Source organism: Thermodesulfobacteriota bacterium (assembly GCA_035559815.1).
In the GTDB taxonomy this organism is placed as follows: Bacteria; Desulfobacterota_D; UBA1144; order Nemesobacterales; family CSP1-2; genus DATMAT01.
This window is the reverse complement of record DATMAT010000008.1, coordinates 89,133-105,358: the sequence shown is the minus strand read 5'-3', so window position 1 is coordinate 105,358 and position 16,226 is coordinate 89,133. Positions and strand designations below refer to the sequence as shown.

The window sequence follows — 16,226 nt, the reverse complement described above, 5'->3', positions numbered from 1 at the left end:
TTTAGGGGTATGGTAATAGGGATTTGAAACAAAGAGTCACAAAAGCCAACAATATAAATCCCGAACCTTTATCGCAGCCTAAGCCATATCCACGGACTCAACTATCATCTCTCTCTCGATGTCCTCGAGAATCATCTCATTCATCGCCCCTCCCGGAGCAATCATCGGGTAGACCATCTCCTCGTAATCAACGACAATCTCCATAAGAACGACTCCGTCAGAGTAAAGCCCTTCCTTGAGAGTAGCCTCTAGCTCTTCCGGCCTTTTTGCCCTCAATCCCTTAGCACCAAAGGCCTCCGCAAGCTTGACGAAGTCCGGCATCACGTCGAAATGGGAGGCGGAGTAGTTCTTGTTGAAGAACATGGTCTGCCACTGCCTTACCATTCCATGATGTTCGTTGTTGATCAGTACGATCTTCAAGTCCATCTTGTTCTCCACCGCTGTGGCTAACTCTTGCATATTCATCTGGAAGCTTCCGTCCCCGGCCACGCATATAACCATCTCATCCGGACGGGCAAATTTTGCACCCATAGCCGCAGGGAAGCCGAACCCCATTGTGCCCAGCCCGCCGGAGGTAATATGGGTCCTTGGGCGGTTAAACTTATAAAATTGAGCAACCCACATCTGATGCTGCCCTACATCGGACACAATTATGGCATCCCCATTAGTGATGTTGGAAAGCATATCTATAAGATGGGAGGTCATTATCTTATCACTATTTTCTTTGGGGAGAAGAGGATGTTGCCGCCCCCACTCGTCGATCTTTCCAAACCATTCCCTTCTATCTATATTCAGGTCCTTGGGGATAAACTCGAGCATCTGTCGTAAAACATGCTTCGCGTCCCCTACGATTGGGCAATGGACACGGATATTTTTGTCTATAGTCGATGGGTCGATATCTATGTGCACTATCTTAGCGTTGGGGGCAAATTTAGGGAAATTCCCACCGGTTGCCCTGTCGTCAAACCTGGCCCCTATGGAGATAATCACATCGCTCTCATGTACTGCCATATTTGCCTTGTAAGACCCGTGCATACCGAGCATGCTCATGAAATAAGGGTCGTTTGCCGGATAAGCCCCAAGGCCCATAAGGGTAAGGGCAACTGGAATTCTCAACCTATGAACTAATTCTATAAGCTCTGGAGTCGCCCCAGACCATATAAGCCCGCCGCCCCCAAAGACCACTGGCCTCTTTGCCGTCATTATGATTTCGACCGCTCGTTTTATCTGAGCTATATTTCCCCTGATAGTAGGCTTATATCCCCTTAAACTAATCTCATTCGGTATCTCTAGCTCGTCCTCACCAATAAGAACGTCCTTTGGCATATCCACCAGCACTGGCCCCGGACGACCGGTAGTTGCTATGTGAAACGCCTCCTTTATAGCCCGAGGCAGTTCTCTTGTACGTCTTACCAGGCTATTATGCTTTGTACACGGACGGGTAATTCCTATATGGTCTGCTTCCTGAAAAGCATCGCTTCCCAGATAGGGAGTGGGGACCTGCCCGGTGAATACCACTACCGGCGACGAATCCATCTGGGCCGTAGCAATTCCTGTAACCGTATTGGTTGCGGCTGGGCCAGAAGTACAGAGCACCACACCCGGCCTTCCCGAAGCCCGGGCGTAACCATCGGCCATGTGTGTCGCTCCCTGCTCGTGTCTTGATAGAACATGCTTGATGGCCTCACCGTACTTAGGCATAACGTCGTATACCTTGAGTACATATCCACCAGGGAGGCCAAATATTACGTCTACCCCCTCGTGGATTAAAGTTTCAAAAAACATCTCTGCACCAAGCATTCTGGCCATCTCCGTTTACCCCCGTAGAATTTTACGAACTTTTCTTTAATTTACTAATTTTTCTCTCCATCTCGTCCTTCAGGGAAAGCTTTAATTTCTTTAGTTTTTTGATCTCCACTTCCTCATCAAGTGAAAGGGAGCCCTTTTGTTCGAGGTCCTTTACCATACCATCCAATTTTCTATGTTCAAGGTAGAGCCTCTTAAACTCCTCATCCCCCTCCAGAAGACTTTCTATTATTTCTGATTCCTTCATCAGATCACCTCTCCCTAAGAATTTCAGTGTCAGCCCTTCGTAAATATCGAGGGACAAGATGTAACAAATCATCCCTATAACCCTTATTTAATTTTTGTGCACCTAGAAATGCGCAGCATGCCGCTCTGGGCATGTTAAGATGCGGCGGGCAAAAAAGGGCAAACCCTCCTAAGGCCGAATCAATAGAATCCCGGTAAATCATCGCTCCGTCACCAACAAATATGGTTTTCTCCTTAGTTATGTTGGGAATAATCTCCGGGGCAATTAGCATTTCATCAGAAACCCTTTCCAGTCTCCCGTCGGACGACCGGAAAAAACCAACAAAAACCTCCTTCTTCCTAGCATCTATTATAGAACATATAGTAAAAGGTGTAAAAATCAAATTTGAAGCCAGGACCTCGAGTGAAGAAACTCCCACGATTGGAATCTTCAGCGAAAAAGCCAGTGCCTTCGCCGTGGAAATGCCTATTCTTAATGCAGTGAAAGAGCCAGGACCTATAGATACTGAGACTGCTTCAATCCTTTTTTTATCTACATCCGCTTCCTTGAGGAGCCATTCAATTACGGGTAGGAGTTTTTCTGAGTGTACAGGTCCAACATTTAGAGATAACTCCCCCAGAACCCGGTCGTCATCTAAAATTGCCACACTTCCCGAAATGGTTGAGGTTTCAATTCCTAGAACTCTCATTTTTCTGCTAAATCTTGTCTACTTTCAACCCCCCCTCAAATTTGGGTTTATCCGCTTCCATCTGATCCCTGGCCAGCCCGGATGACCCTGAAGTAATACCCCTAATCCTGAGCGCAAGGTCGTCCTTATTGGTAGCTTGCCTCATGGCTTCATCGTAGGTAATTAAGCCGCTCTTATATAGATTGTATAGACACTGGTCAAAGGTTTGCATACCGTAGTGTAAGTGTCCTTCCTCAATCGCAGTTCTTATTTCTTTGGTTTTTAACGGGTCGGATATCAGGTCTTTGATTCTGGCAGTTCCAATTAGTACTTCGACTGCAGGAACCCTTCCCTTACCATCAGCCTTGGGCATTAGGCGCTGCGAGATAACAGCCTTCAGAACCTGGGCCAGCTGGTAGCGGATCTGATTCTGTTGATGGGACGGAAATACGGCGAGTATTCTATTAATTGTTTCTTGAGCATCCAAAGTGTGAAGCGTCGAAAATACGAGGTGCCCAGTTTCGGCGGCAGCTATGGCGATTTCTATGGTCTCCAGGTCACGCATTTCACCAACCAGTATCACATCCGGGTCTTCCCGGAGTGAAGCCCGGAGAGCATTGGCGAAAGAAAGTGTATCAATCCCCACTTCTCGTTGGTTTATGTAGCTCTTCTTATCTTGATGGGTAAACTCAAGCGGGTCTTCAATAGTGATTATGTGCCTAGCCTTCGTCTCGTTTATATAATCTACGATTGCCGCCAGCGTGGTCGATTTGCCACTACCAGTTGTCCCGGTGACGATTACCAAGCCGCGTTCCTCCTGGGCTATCTTTTCCAGTATTGGCGGTAGATTAAGGGATTGGAAGGACATAAGGTTAAAAGGAATTGCCCTTATAGCCATAGAGAGCGTTCCCCGCTGCTGGAAGACATTTACCCGGAACCGAGAAAGACCAGGGATGCTGTAAGCCAGGTCCATTTCATACGATTTTTCAAACTTTTCTTTCTGCAGGTTGTTCATCATAGAAAAAGCAATCTTTTTGATGTCGTCGCTGACGAGCTGAGGAGCCTCTTTTATGGGAATCAATCGCCCATTAACTCGAAAAACCGGGCAACTACCGGACTTAAGGTGAACATCGGAAGCTCCTACCTTGAGCGCACCCCTCAGAAGATCATCAATATTTATCTCGGCCATTCATTCCTCCTCGGGTTTTATCTCCTTTATAATCCCGGACTTTGAGAAAACCTCTTCTTTGATTTTCTGCATAATCTCGGGATTTTCTTTGAGAAAAACCCTTGCGTTTTCCCTTCCCTGTCCTAGTCTTTCTCCGTTATAAGAAAGCCAGGTCCCACTCTTTTCTATTACCCTATATTTAGTGCCGAGGTCTATCAACTCACCTTCCTGAGAGATTCCACTGCCAAAAATGACGTCAAACTCGGCTTCTCTAAACGGAGGAGCCACCTTGTTTTTCACCACTTTGGCTCTCACCCTATTTCCGGAAACCTCATCCCCGTCCTTTATAGACCCGATCCTTCTTATGTCTATTCTTACCGAGGCGTAAAACTTAAGCGCTGTCCCCCCAGTGGTAGTTTCTGGGTTGCTATAGGCCGGGGCACCGATTTTCATTCGAGTTTGATTCACAAAAACGACGATAGTTTTCGACCGGTTAACGTTGGCCGTGATTTTTCTCAAGGCCTGAGACATGAGCCTAGCTTGAAGCCCGACATGCGCGTCTCCCATATCTCCCTCTATTTCAGCCCTTGGAGTAAGCGCCGCTACCGAATCGAGAACGATCAGGTCAACGGCACCGCTTCTTACGAGTGTATCGACTATTTCTAGTGCTTGCTCTCCAAAATCGGGCTGCGAGATTAGGAGGTCCTCTACCTTCACGCCAAGCCCTTTAGCGTATTTTGGGTCAAGGGCATGCTCCGCATCGACAAAAGCGGCAATACCTCCCAGCCTTTGTGACTCGGCTATAGCGTGAAGAGCCAGCGTGGTCTTCCCAGAAGCTTCAGGGCCAAAGATCTCTACGATTCTCCCCCTCGGCAACCCTCTCACACCGAGAGCAATGTCTAACCCTATCGAACCAGTAGGAACCACAGAGATCTCCGGAACGGAGGTTTCTGCTCCCATGCGCATAATCGCGCCCTTACCGAATTGTTTTTCAATGGAAGATATAGCCAGATCTATTGCTTTTTCTTTACTTGCCGGCTCTTTTGAAGCTACTTCTTTGGACATACCATCCCCTCATTTATCATTGGATTATACACCATTTAACACAAATTTTCTAATCCAATCAAGGGCTACCTCCGAGCTGATCAGTTTTATCTCTTCTCTCGAACCCTTGAACTGAAACTTCTTAGAAAACGTTCCTCTTTCTCGATGAGAAATCCCTATACAGACAGTCCCAACCGGCTTTTCCTGTGTACCTCCGCCGGGCCCGGCGATACCAGAAATTGCCACGCCCAAATCTGCATTGGAAAGCTTCCTTACCCCATCCGCCATAGCTCGGACCACCTCTTCACTCACCGCGCCGTATGACTCTATAAGGAATCTAGGAACACCCAAAACTTCTATCTTAGCTTTGTTGCTGTATGAAACAATCCCCCTATCAAAGTAATCAGAACTTCCAGGAATATTAGTGACCCGGTTAGCAACGAGGCCGCCTGTACATGACTCGGCTAGGGCAAGGGTTAACCCTTTTTGAGATAGCAGTTTTCCTACGACCTCTTCCAGCGTTTCGCCCTCGGTGGAGAATACATATTCTCCTAACCTCAATTTAATCTCCTCAAGCCCATCGGTCATTATTTTTTTCGCTTCTAGCTCCGTATCTCCGAATGCCGAGAGCCTCAGGTGGATTTCCGGGAAATGAGCCCTATAACCTATAGTCAACCCATCCCTCTCTACTCCCTTAAGCTTCTCCGCAACCTCAGATTCCCTGAGACCGAAGGTCCTCACCAGTCTGAATTCATACCTTTTTCTGCCAACAGCCCTTCTCTCCAACTCAGGAACCACATAATTTTCCAACATCTCTTTGAATTCTTTTGGAACCCCGGGAAGAAAGAAAAACACCACGCCTTCTTTTTCGTACTGAAACCCCGGAGCGGTACCCCAGAAATTTTTTAGAACTTTAGAGCCCCGGGGTATGTAAGCTTGCTTCCTGTTTATATCGAGTAATGTTCGTCCCTGTTCCTTGAATCTATTCTCTATCATCTCAAGAGCTTCGTTATTAAGCTCTAAGGGAACACCAAAGAATGTAGAGGCGACGTTAGCGGTCAGGTCATCAGGGGTAGGGCCAAGACCCCCCGACACTATGACTGCCTTTGCTCTAACGTAAGCAGTCTTGAACGCTATCATAATATCCCCTTCATCGTCTCCTACACTGGTATGAAATCTCAGGTCAAAACCCAGGCTGGTCAGCTTTTCTGCAGCCCATCTGAAGTTGGTATCAAGGGTTATGCCGCTCATTATCTCATCACCAGTAGTTATAATCTCGATTTTCATAAAATCACTCCTTCACCACGATGCAAGTTAGAAGATGTAAAAGACGTTTGCGTATCGCGCATCATGCATCTTGAATCATGCATCGTGTTTCAAGCATCCTGTAACTTGTTTATTTTCATTCATGCGTCCAGTTAATTCGCTGGAAATATGAACCTCACAACAACCTGGAGTACTATATTCGCATATATGCCCGCAAGAACATCATCGGCCACTATTCCCAATCCACGAGGCAGGTTCTCGGCGCTTTTTATCGGAGGAGGCTTTAGGACATCGAAGAACCGGAAGAGAAAAAAGCCCAAGAATATGTTCAGTAAACTAGCCGGAACGAGAAACATCGTCACTAAATAACCGCAAACTTCATCCAGCACTACCGAAGAAGGATCGGTCTTGTTGAATATGGCGCTAGCCTCGGTGGAAATCCATACAGAAAAAATTATAAACCCGAAGAGAATTAAAAAATAGGATAAAGGTGACAGGTTTGATATCAGATAAAAAGGCAGGATTGCTCCAATCGTGCCGGCTGTACCCGGTGCAACCGGCGAGTAACCTAAATAAAAGAAGGTGGCCAGAAGCTTTACGACCCATTCTCTCAATTATCGGATTACCCCTTCAGTTCGAAGAAGCCTCTTCTTGATCTCGATGCCACCGGAATAACCGCCCAGGCCGTTTGTGGCGACCACCCTATGGCAGGGGATAATAATAGGAATTGGGTTTGCTCCTACCGCGTTGCCCACCGCCCTTGCCGCACCAGGTTTGCCAATCTTATCGGCGACCTGGCCGTAAGTCTTAACCTTGCCGTAAGGAATATTCAGCAATTCTCTCCAGACAGATATTTGAAATGATGTTCCGGAAGATAAATCTAACCTCGTGTGAAATTCTTTTAATTTGCCCTCGAGATAGAGTTTGATTTCATTCGCCGACTCTTGAACCCTGCCATCTTCGACAAGCGCAGTTCCATTAAGACCGCTCACATATTCTTCGAATTCATACCTCCCAAGCACAACCCTAGAAAGACCATTTTCTGTGCCGATAACAAAAATAGTTCCAATTTCAGTATCAAGCTTAGACAAACTATATGTATCCATATACACACCTCTTAATTAACGTGAACCAACCCATCGACTCATAGTTTTCATACACGTATAAGGCTTGTCAAGAAAAAGCTCTTTTCCCGCACGGAAATCCAATCTATAGTTAATGAAAATGGGAAAAAAGGATATGAAAAGGTTTATTCTCGGCCTAAGCCCAGGGAAAGCCGAGGGTCATGCGGCTATAGCCCTAGTGGAGACCTTCGGGAAGTATCGAATAAACAAAAGATACAACCTGAGACGTGTAGAGCGATTTAAGTTTAAATCCGATGACGATATCGTAAACCGAATCATTGAGTTTTTAGATAACGATCAGCTTAAAGAGAACCTCGACCTGATAGCAGATACCACCGTTTGTGGACAAAAATTAATTGACTCCTTAATTAAAGCCAAATTAAATCCCGTAGCCGTCACCATGATCGACGAGGGTACGGCAACAAGTAACGATGTGGACCGTGTTCTACTAAAGAAAGAACTTCTCACGAACTTGCAAATGTTATATGTTGCCGAAAGGTTAAGGATAAACCCCCAATCGGCTCTAGGAAGGGTAATCGCCGAAGAGATTTTGAGATTCCGCGTACACAAAACCCCAAAGAATGATGATATGGGCAAGTCTGATAAAAAACCAGAATATGAAGACCTCATTTTTGCCCTGGCCTTAGCCTGCTGGTATGGACAAGAAACTAGTAAAGAAGAAATAACATTTTCAAGCAATAAAAGAGCCTGAATCTCCAGCTTAGTCATTATTTCATAAAATCTGGAGGATTTTTTACAAAGCAATTTTCAAATCTCAACCTCTCATCCTCGGAAAAGTTTTGTGGCAGTTACACCAAACAGCTACTTGCATCACATAAGGCAAAGCATTGTGGGCATAGTTTTATCCAAAAGAAAGTCAATAGTGCTAACTTTCAGTGAGCAACTTAGAAATTTTCCGCCATCTACATAGTCAGGAGAGTCAGAAGCCTTTAACTGGGCAAAAAAACTCTCTTATATCCTCTTTTTCAACAATAGTAACAATAATATCCCAACCATAATCCTTCTCAGATACATTAATTACCCACACTGTGGGTGTACAATATCGAAATACATCAAGGGCTCTGTCCCCAATAACGTGTGTACGCGGTCTTTGAGGTAATTTTTCCTATGATTGGTCATTTCTTATATACTATTTTTTAATAATAAATCTCGGGCTATTATAATCTTAATAAGTAGCTTGCAAAAGCAAAACAATTGGGCAATTGTTAAATGTTAAGTTTACGTAATCTTTCCTAAATCAAATGAAAATAACTATCTATATGATCTGGAATAGAATTCAATATTTTTCCCAAGCATTATCGCCAAATAATACCTGAGGTATTGCGATTTATATTCCCTAGCCAGTATGCTTAAACCTTTATCACTAAGAAATTTGGATTCTTGAATTTCCACTCAAAATGCGTAGAATCTCTACTATTCTTAACCCATCTAAAGCAACAAAATGAGGAGGAAAGGCATTGACTGCCGATAATAGTTTGATAGACAAGTGGGCTCTTATACTGGGGGCTTCTAGCGGTTTTGGCGAAGCCATCAGCCTAGAACTGGCCGAAGCCGGAATGCACATCTTCGGCGTCCACTTAGACAGAAAATCCACCATGGAGAACGTAGAACGAATAATCGGTCAGATAAAGGATAAAGGGAGAAAAGCGGTTTTTTTCAACATTAACGCATCCGACCCGGAAAAAAGAAAAGAGACATTGGACCAGATAGAAGAGACCCTGAAAAAAAATGACAACCCTTCCGGAATAAGGGTTTTGGTTCACTCGCTTGCTTTTGGAACCCTTAAGCCGTACATTGCCTCCTCACAAAAGGAAATGGTGACCGATACGAATATGAATATGACCCTCGATGTCATGGCTCACAGCCTAGTCTACTGGACTCAAGAACTGGTCAGCCGGAAACTGATGGTCGAAGGGGGAAGAATATTTGCTATGACCAGCGCCGGAGGACACCGGGTTTGGAAAACCTATGGTCCCGTTTCCGCCGCCAAAGCAGCCCTTGAATCCCATATCAGACAACTTGCCGTGGAACTTGCCCCCTTGGGAATCACTGCCAACGCCATTCAAGCCGGGGTTACCGAAACCCCTGCCCTCAGTAAGATTCCAGGAAGCGATATTATCGTGGAGAATGCACTTCGGGTAAACCCGAGCGGAAGGCTAACCCGACCCAAGGATGTAGCGGAAGCCATTGTTTCGCTCTCCGCCAGGGGTACACACTGGATAACCGGAAACGTAATAAAGGTAGATGGAGGAGAGGACCTGATTTAAGCTGATTCAAGATAGGGGATGCGGGATACCAGGATTAATCATCTTGTATCCTGTATCATGCATCCTGCATCATGTATCTATATCCAAGCCACATTCCATGGAAAAAAAAATAAGGCTATACAACACTCTCACTCAAAAAAAGGAAGACCTGGCCCCATTCGAGGGTAAAAAGGTAAGAATATACGTATGCGGTCCGACCGTTTATAGCTCCGCTCACCTGGGTCATGCCCGGGCGGCGGTGACCTTTGATATTATACAGAGATTCCTTAAGAAGATAGGTTATGACGTAACCTACGTCCGAAACTTTACCGACATCGACGATAAAATAATAAACAAATCAAAGGAGACGGGAATCCCGTCAGAAGAAATATCGCGAATATATACGGAAGAATACATCGAGGACATGGCCTCCCTCGGGGTGCAAACGCCTGACTTTCAACCCAAGGTCACCGAACACATAGCTGAAATAATCGAGCTTATCAAGACCATCATTGATAAGGGTTACGCCTACCGATCCGGAGACGACGTTTTCTTTTCCATAAAGAAGTTTCCCGGATATGGAAAGCTTTCCAAAAGAACACCGGAGGAAATGTTGGCCGGGGCAAGGATAGACATAAACGAGCAGAAGGAGGATCCGCTTGATTTTGCCCTGTGGAAAGGAGCAAAGCCTGGAGAGCCGTGGTGGGAAAGCCCGTGGGGGAAAGGGCGCCCGGGTTGGCATATCGAATGCTCGGCGATGAGTATGAAGTATCTCGGAAAAAGTTTTGAGATACATGGGGGAGGAAAGGACTTAATATTCCCCCATCACGAGAATGAGATAGCCCAGTCCGAATCGGCAACCGGTGTCGAATTCGTCAGACACTGGGTGCATAATGGGCTTATCCAAATCAACCGGGAAAAGATGTCAAAATCCGTCGGCAACATCATAAATGTGAGGGAAGCCCTGTCCCGATGGAGTAAAGAAGCAATAAGGTTGTTTTTCCTATCCCATCACTACCAGAACCCGGCTGATTTCTCGGATAGCACCATGGACGAGAATGAGTCAGCATTAGAGAGAATCTATATAACTCTCAAACGGGCAGAAGACCTGAAAAAGGATAAGGAAAGAGTAGACGTCGAGCTGGCAAGCAATCTAGAAAGATTCAGGACGGCTTGGCTCGAAGCAATGTACGACGACTTTAACACAGCGGATGCACTCGGAAACCTATTTGACCTGGTCAGGGCAATCAACCGGTCTATCGACTCTACCGGATGGTCCTCCACCCTGTCTGAGAGTATAGAAGAACTGAGAGCTTTCGGAAGCACTATGGGAATATTAGAGCTTGCCCCGGATGACTATTTAAAGAGAGAGAAGCTGGCTAAGATAAACCTTGAAATCACCGAAAGAGAGATTCAGGAACTAATCAAAGAGAGAAATAAGGCCAGAACGGAGAAGAACTGGAAACGGGCGGACGAAATCAGAGAATACCTGAGCGAGAAAGGAATATTACTCGAAGATTCTAAAGAAGGAACCATCTGGCGGGTAAAAAGCCAAACATAAAAGGATGCAAGACTTGTCGTGAGCTCAGTCGAACGATGCACGGTACAGAACACATTGTATGTGTAATAGCCAGGATTTAATCAAACGGACACTACCTTAGCAAGTTGTATTTAATAGAATGATTTCCTTTTATAAATGTCACTCTGAGCAAAGCGAAGAGTCTGTTAATCGCATTTTCTAGTAAAACCCCGTTCATTCTGAGTAGGGCGGAAGGGCAAACACCTTAATAACCCATCCTTCGACCAGGCTCAGGATGAGCGGATATATATCAGCTAAAATGATTAATGAAATAAAAACCGTTCATTCTGAGCACAGTCGAAGAATGAACACCTCAAGAAATTTCGTACTTCTATCGACCCTTCGATAAATCCCAGGGCATGCTCAGAGCCTGTATCAAGTGAAACTAAGGAATGAGCGGATTTACAAAGTGATTGCGGTAATTTATTGGAAAAATGTAACTTATCCCGACGCTCTCTGACAAATTAAATCTTGATTTTTACACATATATGCTAGATAAGTTTTACATGCATCGTGCATCTTGAATCCTGCATCATGTATCCTGTATCCCGCATCTTGCTTAAAGCCATATTCCCATATACTCCAAACCTCTCCTAATGTTTATAGGAGTCTGGGTTTCGCCGCGACAGCTATACCAGCATGCTTCACACCTGGTCTTGCCGTATAAATCCGGACTGTAGTCGCTATAATGGGCAGTAACCGGCATCTCCGAGCATCTCTTTAGATGACCGCTTGGGGTTACCTGAATCATGTTTATACCGGCCAGACAATCGGGAACCCCACCCCTCTCGAAGTATTCCGGCACTTCTTTGAGATAGTATTCGGTGGAAACGATAACCCCTTTCCATTTTCTCCTGAGCTCTATCAAGTTATTGACCACTTCCCTAATTTTTTCCAACTTCTGCTGTTTAATGAAGTGGCTGCTGTTGTTGGTCTTCATCACCGAGTAGGAGCTGAAGGAAATACTTACTCCCCACTCTTTTGCCTTGTGTGCAATGTCGATTATCTGGTCCAGGTTGTCTTCCATAATTATGGTATTCAACACTATGCTCTTTTTACTGAATCTCCTTGAAAGCTCCGGAAGGAGATTGGACAGGTGATTCCATAATCCGGGAATTCCCCTATAGGAATCGTGTTTCTCCCCGGGAAAATCTAGGGATACGGCAATCTGGTCAATCCCGGCAGCGAAAAGCTCCTCTGCTTTCTCCAGGGTCAACAGGTCACCCTTAGTAACCATGGAGGTAAATATGAAGATCGAACACTCTTTCACCTGCCTGACTATGTCCGGCAGGTCCTTTCTGAGCATCGGCTCTCCGCCGGTAATCACTACAACCAGCGGATTAATCTTCTTTATTACCGGGCGATAATCGGATAGTCGGGTTTCATGTCTGGTCTGCCAATAGTCGCAAAAATCACACTTGGCGTTACAAAGCTTGGTTATCTCCAGATTAACCAGCTTGGGTCTTCCGGTGGCCTTGGTGTAAAGATACTTTAGTGCCCCGTTTACACCCTGTTTGACTGTAAGCATTTTGAAATTATTACAGAAGGGCCTCTAGTAATCAAGTGGTAATTTACCATGACAATCGAGAGAAGCCGGAGGACTCGCTCCATTTCAGGCTAAAAAACAACATCACTATTGACTTGTCATGCTATTTTGATTAATTTGAGAGAAAAATTTTATTTGAGCTGAGCCCGTAGCGGTTCTACAAGGTACCAGCCTGCAAGGATTTGATGGAGGGAGAAATGTCCAAGAAAATCGTGAATATAGAGGTATTCGAGTGCGACCACGTAGATGAGAAGGGGGTTCGGTGTGATAGCGAAGGACAGAGACAGGCAATAAAGGAATGCGCGGTGTGCAAGAAAGATTTATGCAGTAGACACTACCAAACCTTTTCCATATCCAGCCTCTCCAGCCCTGCCGGAACCGGGGTATCGCTTACCTATTTTCTCTGTTGGCAACACGCCGAAGAGTTTGTGAATACCGTGGTACAAACCCTCGGTGATTCAAGACCGGTTCCATACGGAGGAATGGCAAAGTAGAAGGTAGCGATATCGAATAATTTACGAGCAATCTTCTCCATGGCCTAATTTAGTTTTCCATCCGCCGGATCCAGGTTAGTATTAAAGTATGGGAGAAAGACATCGGAAGGATAAGATAAGGTCCAGATTTGAAGGCTTCTTTAAAATCAGGAAAAAAACTGCCAAAGCCGGAAAGGTCATAAAGTCAAAGAAGGACAAAGAGAAAGAAAAAAGGGTTAAACACCGGGAGTTAATCAGCGAATCAGAAGAGACTTAATCAACGTTTTTCCTGTCTCGCCTTGAGATATCCAAAATTTCCAACCAAAGCATTACTCATCATTATCATACTGATAAACATATCTAGCTGGGTTAGATACGCTCAAACCAACCAGCATAATCCGGACCCGGATCATACGAACGATGCAAAAGCAAAGTACGTTATAATCATAACCATCGACGGCTTGAGACCGGATGCAATTACTGAAGGGAATGTCCCGCACATACAGTCACTCATCAAGAAAGGTTCTTGCTCACTTGAAGCTAAGACAGTGATTCCTGCCCGCACCTTACCCGCACACACCTCATTACTTACCGGACTTACTCCCGAAAGACACGGCATGAAAATAAACTTTTGGGTGCCATTCATGAAGCATGTAGACATAGAGACAATCTTCAGCGTGGCAAAGGAGAAGGGATTAAAAACAGCTATGTTTGTGGGCAAGGATAAACTTCGATATCTGGCAAGGCCGAACACTGTAGACCACTTCGAATCTACCGGAGAGGCACCGGGTAGCAACGATACGATAGCATCTCGATTCTCCTCATACATGAAAACGGAGAGGCCAGAGCTAGTTCTTATCCATTTTCCCGAACCGGACCTCACCGGACACCAGATGGGCTGGATGTCGGAAGATTACATTAAAGCACTCGAACAGGTGGACAGAGCAATAAAAGTGATTCTCGAATCGCTCGATGAGGCGGGAATATACGAGCATACATTATTGATCATTACCTCCGACCACGGCGGACAGGGAAAGAATCATATCGGCTCTGATTCGGAGGTTATCACCATACCCTGGATTGCAGTTGGGCCGGGGGTCAAGAAAGGCTACCGGATTAACGGGAATGTTAACATCTACGATACGGCGGCAACTGTACTTGTTGCCCTGGGCATAAAACCACCTCCAAAGTGGGAAGGAAAACCTATAAAAGAGGTTTTTATAGCTCCGACTCAGCCTTTGGGAAAGACAAGATGTAAGCGAGGGGTATCTATACTCCTAAATATGATAGGTGCAAAACTTTAATTTGAGATACCCGATTCAACGAATCTGAGTTCGCCACAAATTTTGCAACTCCTACATACGCTTAAAAAGTCACAAATTCAAGGCAGGTTAGCTGATTTATTAAAAGTAATTTATCATATATACTTAATAACTTATCAAATTATTTACTTCTTCTCAGATGAAACTAGCGACCCGCGAGATTGTCAGGGAAATAGACAGAGCATCGATCGAGGAATACGGTATTACCGGTCTTATTCTCATGGAAAATGCCGGGCGGGCAGTGGCAAATGTGCTGCTCCAAGAATTTCCCCAGGCTAAAAGGGTGGCCATATTCGCCGGCGGCGGCAATAACGGGGGAGATGGCTTTGTTGTGGCCAGGCACCTTATCGGAGAGGGCTTGGATGTAACCACTTACGTCTTATCCGACCCCAAAAAGTATAAAGGTGATGCACTCACCAATTATCAGTCACTACGTAAAATCGGCGGCCTATTGGTCGAGAACAAGGGTACACTCTCGGAATACAAGCAAGCTGACGTCATAATCGATGCCATTTTTGGCACCGGACTGGATAGGGAGGTCGAGGGGTTTTATAAAGAAGCCATAGAATTCATAAACAGACAACCCGTCCCCCGAGTCTCGGTCGACCTCCCATCGGGACTGGATGCTAACACCGGGTATCCACTCGGTCTATCGGTAAAAGCGGACGTTACGGTGACATTTGTCTTACCAAAACTGGGACTGTCAATCTACCCGGGAATAGAGTACGCAGGAAAGGTTTATGTGGTCGACATTACCACACCTAAGTTTCTCGAAAAGGATATCCCTTACGAACTCATAACTTATGATACAGTTAGAAAAATATTAAAACCGAGACAGCCAAACACCCATAAAGGCACCTTTGGGCATCTATTCGTTCTCTCCGGCTCCCCCGGAAAAACAGGAGCCGCTACCCTTGTCGCGGAGGGAGCGCTTAGGGTTGGAACTGGCCTCGTCACAGTCGGAGTACCCAGGAGTCTTAACCCTATTCTGGAGGAGAAATTAACCGAAGCCATGACTGAGCCTCTCCCGGAAGCCAAAGATAGCACCTTTGGAAAAGAATCCGTAGAAGCAGCTCTTAGGATCATGTCTTCGAGAAAAACGGCGCTGGCGATAGGGCCGGGGATCTCCACAACCGAGGACACCGCCCATTTCTTCTACCAGATTCTCGGAAGGTCGACATTGCCGACGGTGGTCGATGCGGACGGGATTACCTTGATAGCGCAAAATCTTGATATTCTGAAGGACCTAAAAGCGCCCATCATCCTCACCCCTCATCCCGGTGAGATGTCCCGGTTAATTGGCAAGACCACCGAGGATATACAAAAGGACCGCATCGGCGTTGCTAGGGATTTTTCGTCTATGTATAATGTCTTCACTGTGCTTAAAGGCGCAAGGACAGTAGTTTCAACACCCGATGGAAGGGTATTCATAAACCCCACCGGTAACCCGGGTATGGCTTCAGGGGGTATGGGAGATGTACTAACCGGGATTATAGGGGGATTCCTGGCTCAAGGGTATAGCCCCGAATACGCCTGTATTTTGGGAGTTTTCTCCCACGGCTTGGCCGGTGATTTGGCCGCCGATAAAAGGGGGCAAGCCGGGATCATTGCCGGGGATGTTGCCGATTCTTTGCCTCAAACATTAAAAACGATTCTTCACGGGCAGAGGGAGCAGTTCTTCCATAGAATTCGCTAAATTGTAGGGAATGCATATATG

The 16,226-nt window shown here is 45.7% G+C and carries 16 protein-coding genes; 7 read left to right on the top strand and 9 right to left on the bottom strand.

The genetic code is table 11. From position 1 onward, the window contains the following. Nucleotides 1-78 precede the first annotated feature (78 nt). From ilvB to VNN20_01520, 8 genes are all read right to left on the bottom strand, one after another. Nucleotides 79-1,809: a biosynthetic-type acetolactate synthase large subunit gene (ilvB, locus tag VNN20_01555; protein ID HWP90872.1), complete on the bottom strand. Its 1,731-nt coding sequence runs from the start codon at nt 1,807-1,809 to the stop codon at nt 79-81. A gap of 22 nt (nt 1,810-1,831) precedes the next feature. Then, nucleotides 1,832-2,053 carry a DUF465 domain-containing protein gene (locus tag VNN20_01550; protein ID HWP90871.1) on the bottom strand — a complete coding sequence of 74 codons (222 nt, stop codon included), beginning with the start codon at nt 2,051-2,053 and terminating at the stop codon, nt 1,832-1,834. Nucleotides 2,054-2,057: 4 nt separating this feature from the next. Beyond that, on the bottom strand, nt 2,058-2,741 hold the full coding sequence (gene tsaB / locus VNN20_01545) for a tRNA (adenosine(37)-N6)-threonylcarbamoyltransferase complex dimerization subunit type 1 TsaB (protein ID HWP90870.1): 684 nt from the start codon (nt 2,739-2,741) through the stop codon (nt 2,058-2,060). A gap of 7 nt (nt 2,742-2,748) precedes the next feature. After that, nucleotides 2,749-3,900 carry a type IV pilus twitching motility protein PilT gene (locus VNN20_01540; GenBank protein ID HWP90869.1) on the bottom strand — a complete coding sequence of 384 codons (1,152 nt, stop codon included), beginning with the start codon at nt 3,898-3,900 and terminating at the stop codon, nt 2,749-2,751. A 9-nt stretch (nt 3,901-3,909) separates the two neighbouring features. Then, nucleotides 3,910-4,953: a recombinase RecA gene (gene recA, locus VNN20_01535; protein HWP90868.1), complete on the bottom strand. Its 1,044-nt coding sequence runs from the start codon at nt 4,951-4,953 to the stop codon at nt 3,910-3,912. A gap of 24 nt (nt 4,954-4,977) precedes the next feature. After that, nucleotides 4,978-6,219: a competence/damage-inducible protein A gene (locus VNN20_01530; protein HWP90867.1), complete on the bottom strand. Its 1,242-nt coding sequence runs from the start codon at nt 6,217-6,219 to the stop codon at nt 4,978-4,980. A 131-nt stretch (nt 6,220-6,350) separates the two neighbouring features. Further along, nucleotides 6,351-6,812: a phosphatidylglycerophosphatase A gene (locus VNN20_01525; protein ID HWP90866.1), complete on the bottom strand. Its 462-nt coding sequence runs from the start codon at nt 6,810-6,812 to the stop codon at nt 6,351-6,353. After that, on the bottom strand, nt 6,813-7,304 hold the full coding sequence (locus tag VNN20_01520) for a methylated-DNA--[protein]-cysteine S-methyltransferase (GenBank protein ID HWP90865.1): 492 nt from the start codon (nt 7,302-7,304) through the stop codon (nt 6,813-6,815). It abuts the gene before it with no gap. A 133-nt stretch (nt 7,305-7,437) separates the two neighbouring features. Between VNN20_01520 and VNN20_01515 the strand changes: the two genes are divergently transcribed. The 3 genes from VNN20_01515 to cysS all read left to right on the top strand — a co-directional run bounded on the left by VNN20_01515 (nt 7,438) and on the right by cysS (nt 11,150). Next, entirely contained in the window at nt 7,438-8,034 is a 597-nt protein-coding gene (locus VNN20_01515; GenBank protein HWP90864.1) for a hypothetical protein, read from the top strand. Nucleotides 8,035-8,800: 766 nt separating this feature from the next. Next, nucleotides 8,801-9,610: an SDR family oxidoreductase gene (locus VNN20_01510; protein HWP90863.1), complete on the top strand. Its 810-nt coding sequence runs from the start codon at nt 8,801-8,803 to the stop codon at nt 9,608-9,610. A 97-nt stretch (nt 9,611-9,707) separates the two neighbouring features. Further along, a complete protein-coding gene (cysS, locus tag VNN20_01505) occupies nt 9,708-11,150 on the top strand; it encodes a cysteine--tRNA ligase (protein HWP90862.1) in 1,443 nt (480 codons plus the stop codon). A 577-nt stretch (nt 11,151-11,727) separates the two neighbouring features. Here cysS and VNN20_01500 read toward each other — a convergent pair. Beyond that, entirely contained in the window at nt 11,728-12,696 is a 969-nt protein-coding gene (locus tag VNN20_01500) for a radical SAM protein (protein HWP90861.1), read from the bottom strand. Nucleotides 12,697-12,911: 215 nt separating this feature from the next. On the opposite strand from VNN20_01500, the gene VNN20_01495 reads away from it, so the two are divergent. The 4 genes from VNN20_01495 (at nt 12,912) to VNN20_01480 (ending at nt 16,205) form a co-directional block, all read left to right on the top strand. Continuing rightward, nucleotides 12,912-13,208, top strand: a complete 297-nt coding sequence (locus VNN20_01495) for a hypothetical protein (GenBank protein ID HWP90860.1) — start codon at nt 12,912-12,914, stop codon at nt 13,206-13,208. Between the two features lie 88 nt (nt 13,209-13,296). Continuing rightward, nucleotides 13,297-13,464, top strand: coding sequence for a hypothetical protein (locus tag VNN20_01490; GenBank protein HWP90859.1), 168 nt, complete (start codon nt 13,297-13,299; stop codon nt 13,462-13,464). Between the two features lie 22 nt (nt 13,465-13,486). Then, on the top strand, nt 13,487-14,491 hold the full coding sequence (locus VNN20_01485) for an ectonucleotide pyrophosphatase/phosphodiesterase (GenBank protein ID HWP90858.1): 1,005 nt from the start codon (nt 13,487-13,489) through the stop codon (nt 14,489-14,491). Between the two features lie 157 nt (nt 14,492-14,648). Next, a complete protein-coding gene (locus VNN20_01480) occupies nt 14,649-16,205 on the top strand; it encodes an NAD(P)H-hydrate dehydratase (protein ID HWP90857.1) in 1,557 nt (518 codons plus the stop codon). Nucleotides 16,206-16,226: the final 21 nt, after the last annotated feature.

Coding starts and splice junctions, on each gene's coding strand:
- cysS (HWP90862.1), top strand. CDS start 9,708: ATGGAAAAAAAAATAAGGCTATACAACACTCTCACTCAAAAAAAGGAA.
- VNN20_01490 (HWP90859.1), top strand. CDS start 13,297: ATGGGAGAAAGACATCGGAAGGATAAGATAAGGTCCAGATTTGAAGGC.
- VNN20_01500 (HWP90861.1), bottom strand. CDS start 12,696: ATGCTTACAGTCAAACAGGGTGTAAACGGGGCACTAAAGTATCTTTAC.
- VNN20_01520 (HWP90865.1), bottom strand. CDS start 7,304: ATGGATACATATAGTTTGTCTAAGCTTGATACTGAAATTGGAACTATT.
- VNN20_01495 (HWP90860.1), top strand. CDS start 12,912: ATGTCCAAGAAAATCGTGAATATAGAGGTATTCGAGTGCGACCACGTA.
- VNN20_01480 (HWP90857.1), top strand. CDS start 14,649: ATGAAACTAGCGACCCGCGAGATTGTCAGGGAAATAGACAGAGCATCG.
- VNN20_01550 (HWP90871.1), bottom strand. CDS start 2,053: ATGAAGGAATCAGAAATAATAGAAAGTCTTCTGGAGGGGGATGAGGAG.
- tsaB (HWP90870.1), bottom strand. CDS start 2,741: ATGAGAGTTCTAGGAATTGAAACCTCAACCATTTCGGGAAGTGTGGCA.
- VNN20_01515 (HWP90864.1), top strand. CDS start 7,438: ATGAAAAGGTTTATTCTCGGCCTAAGCCCAGGGAAAGCCGAGGGTCAT.
- ilvB (HWP90872.1), bottom strand. CDS start 1,809: ATGGCCAGAATGCTTGGTGCAGAGATGTTTTTTGAAACTTTAATCCAC.
- VNN20_01530 (HWP90867.1), bottom strand. CDS start 6,219: ATGAAAATCGAGATTATAACTACTGGTGATGAGATAATGAGCGGCATA.
- recA (HWP90868.1), bottom strand. CDS start 4,953: ATGTCCAAAGAAGTAGCTTCAAAAGAGCCGGCAAGTAAAGAAAAAGCA.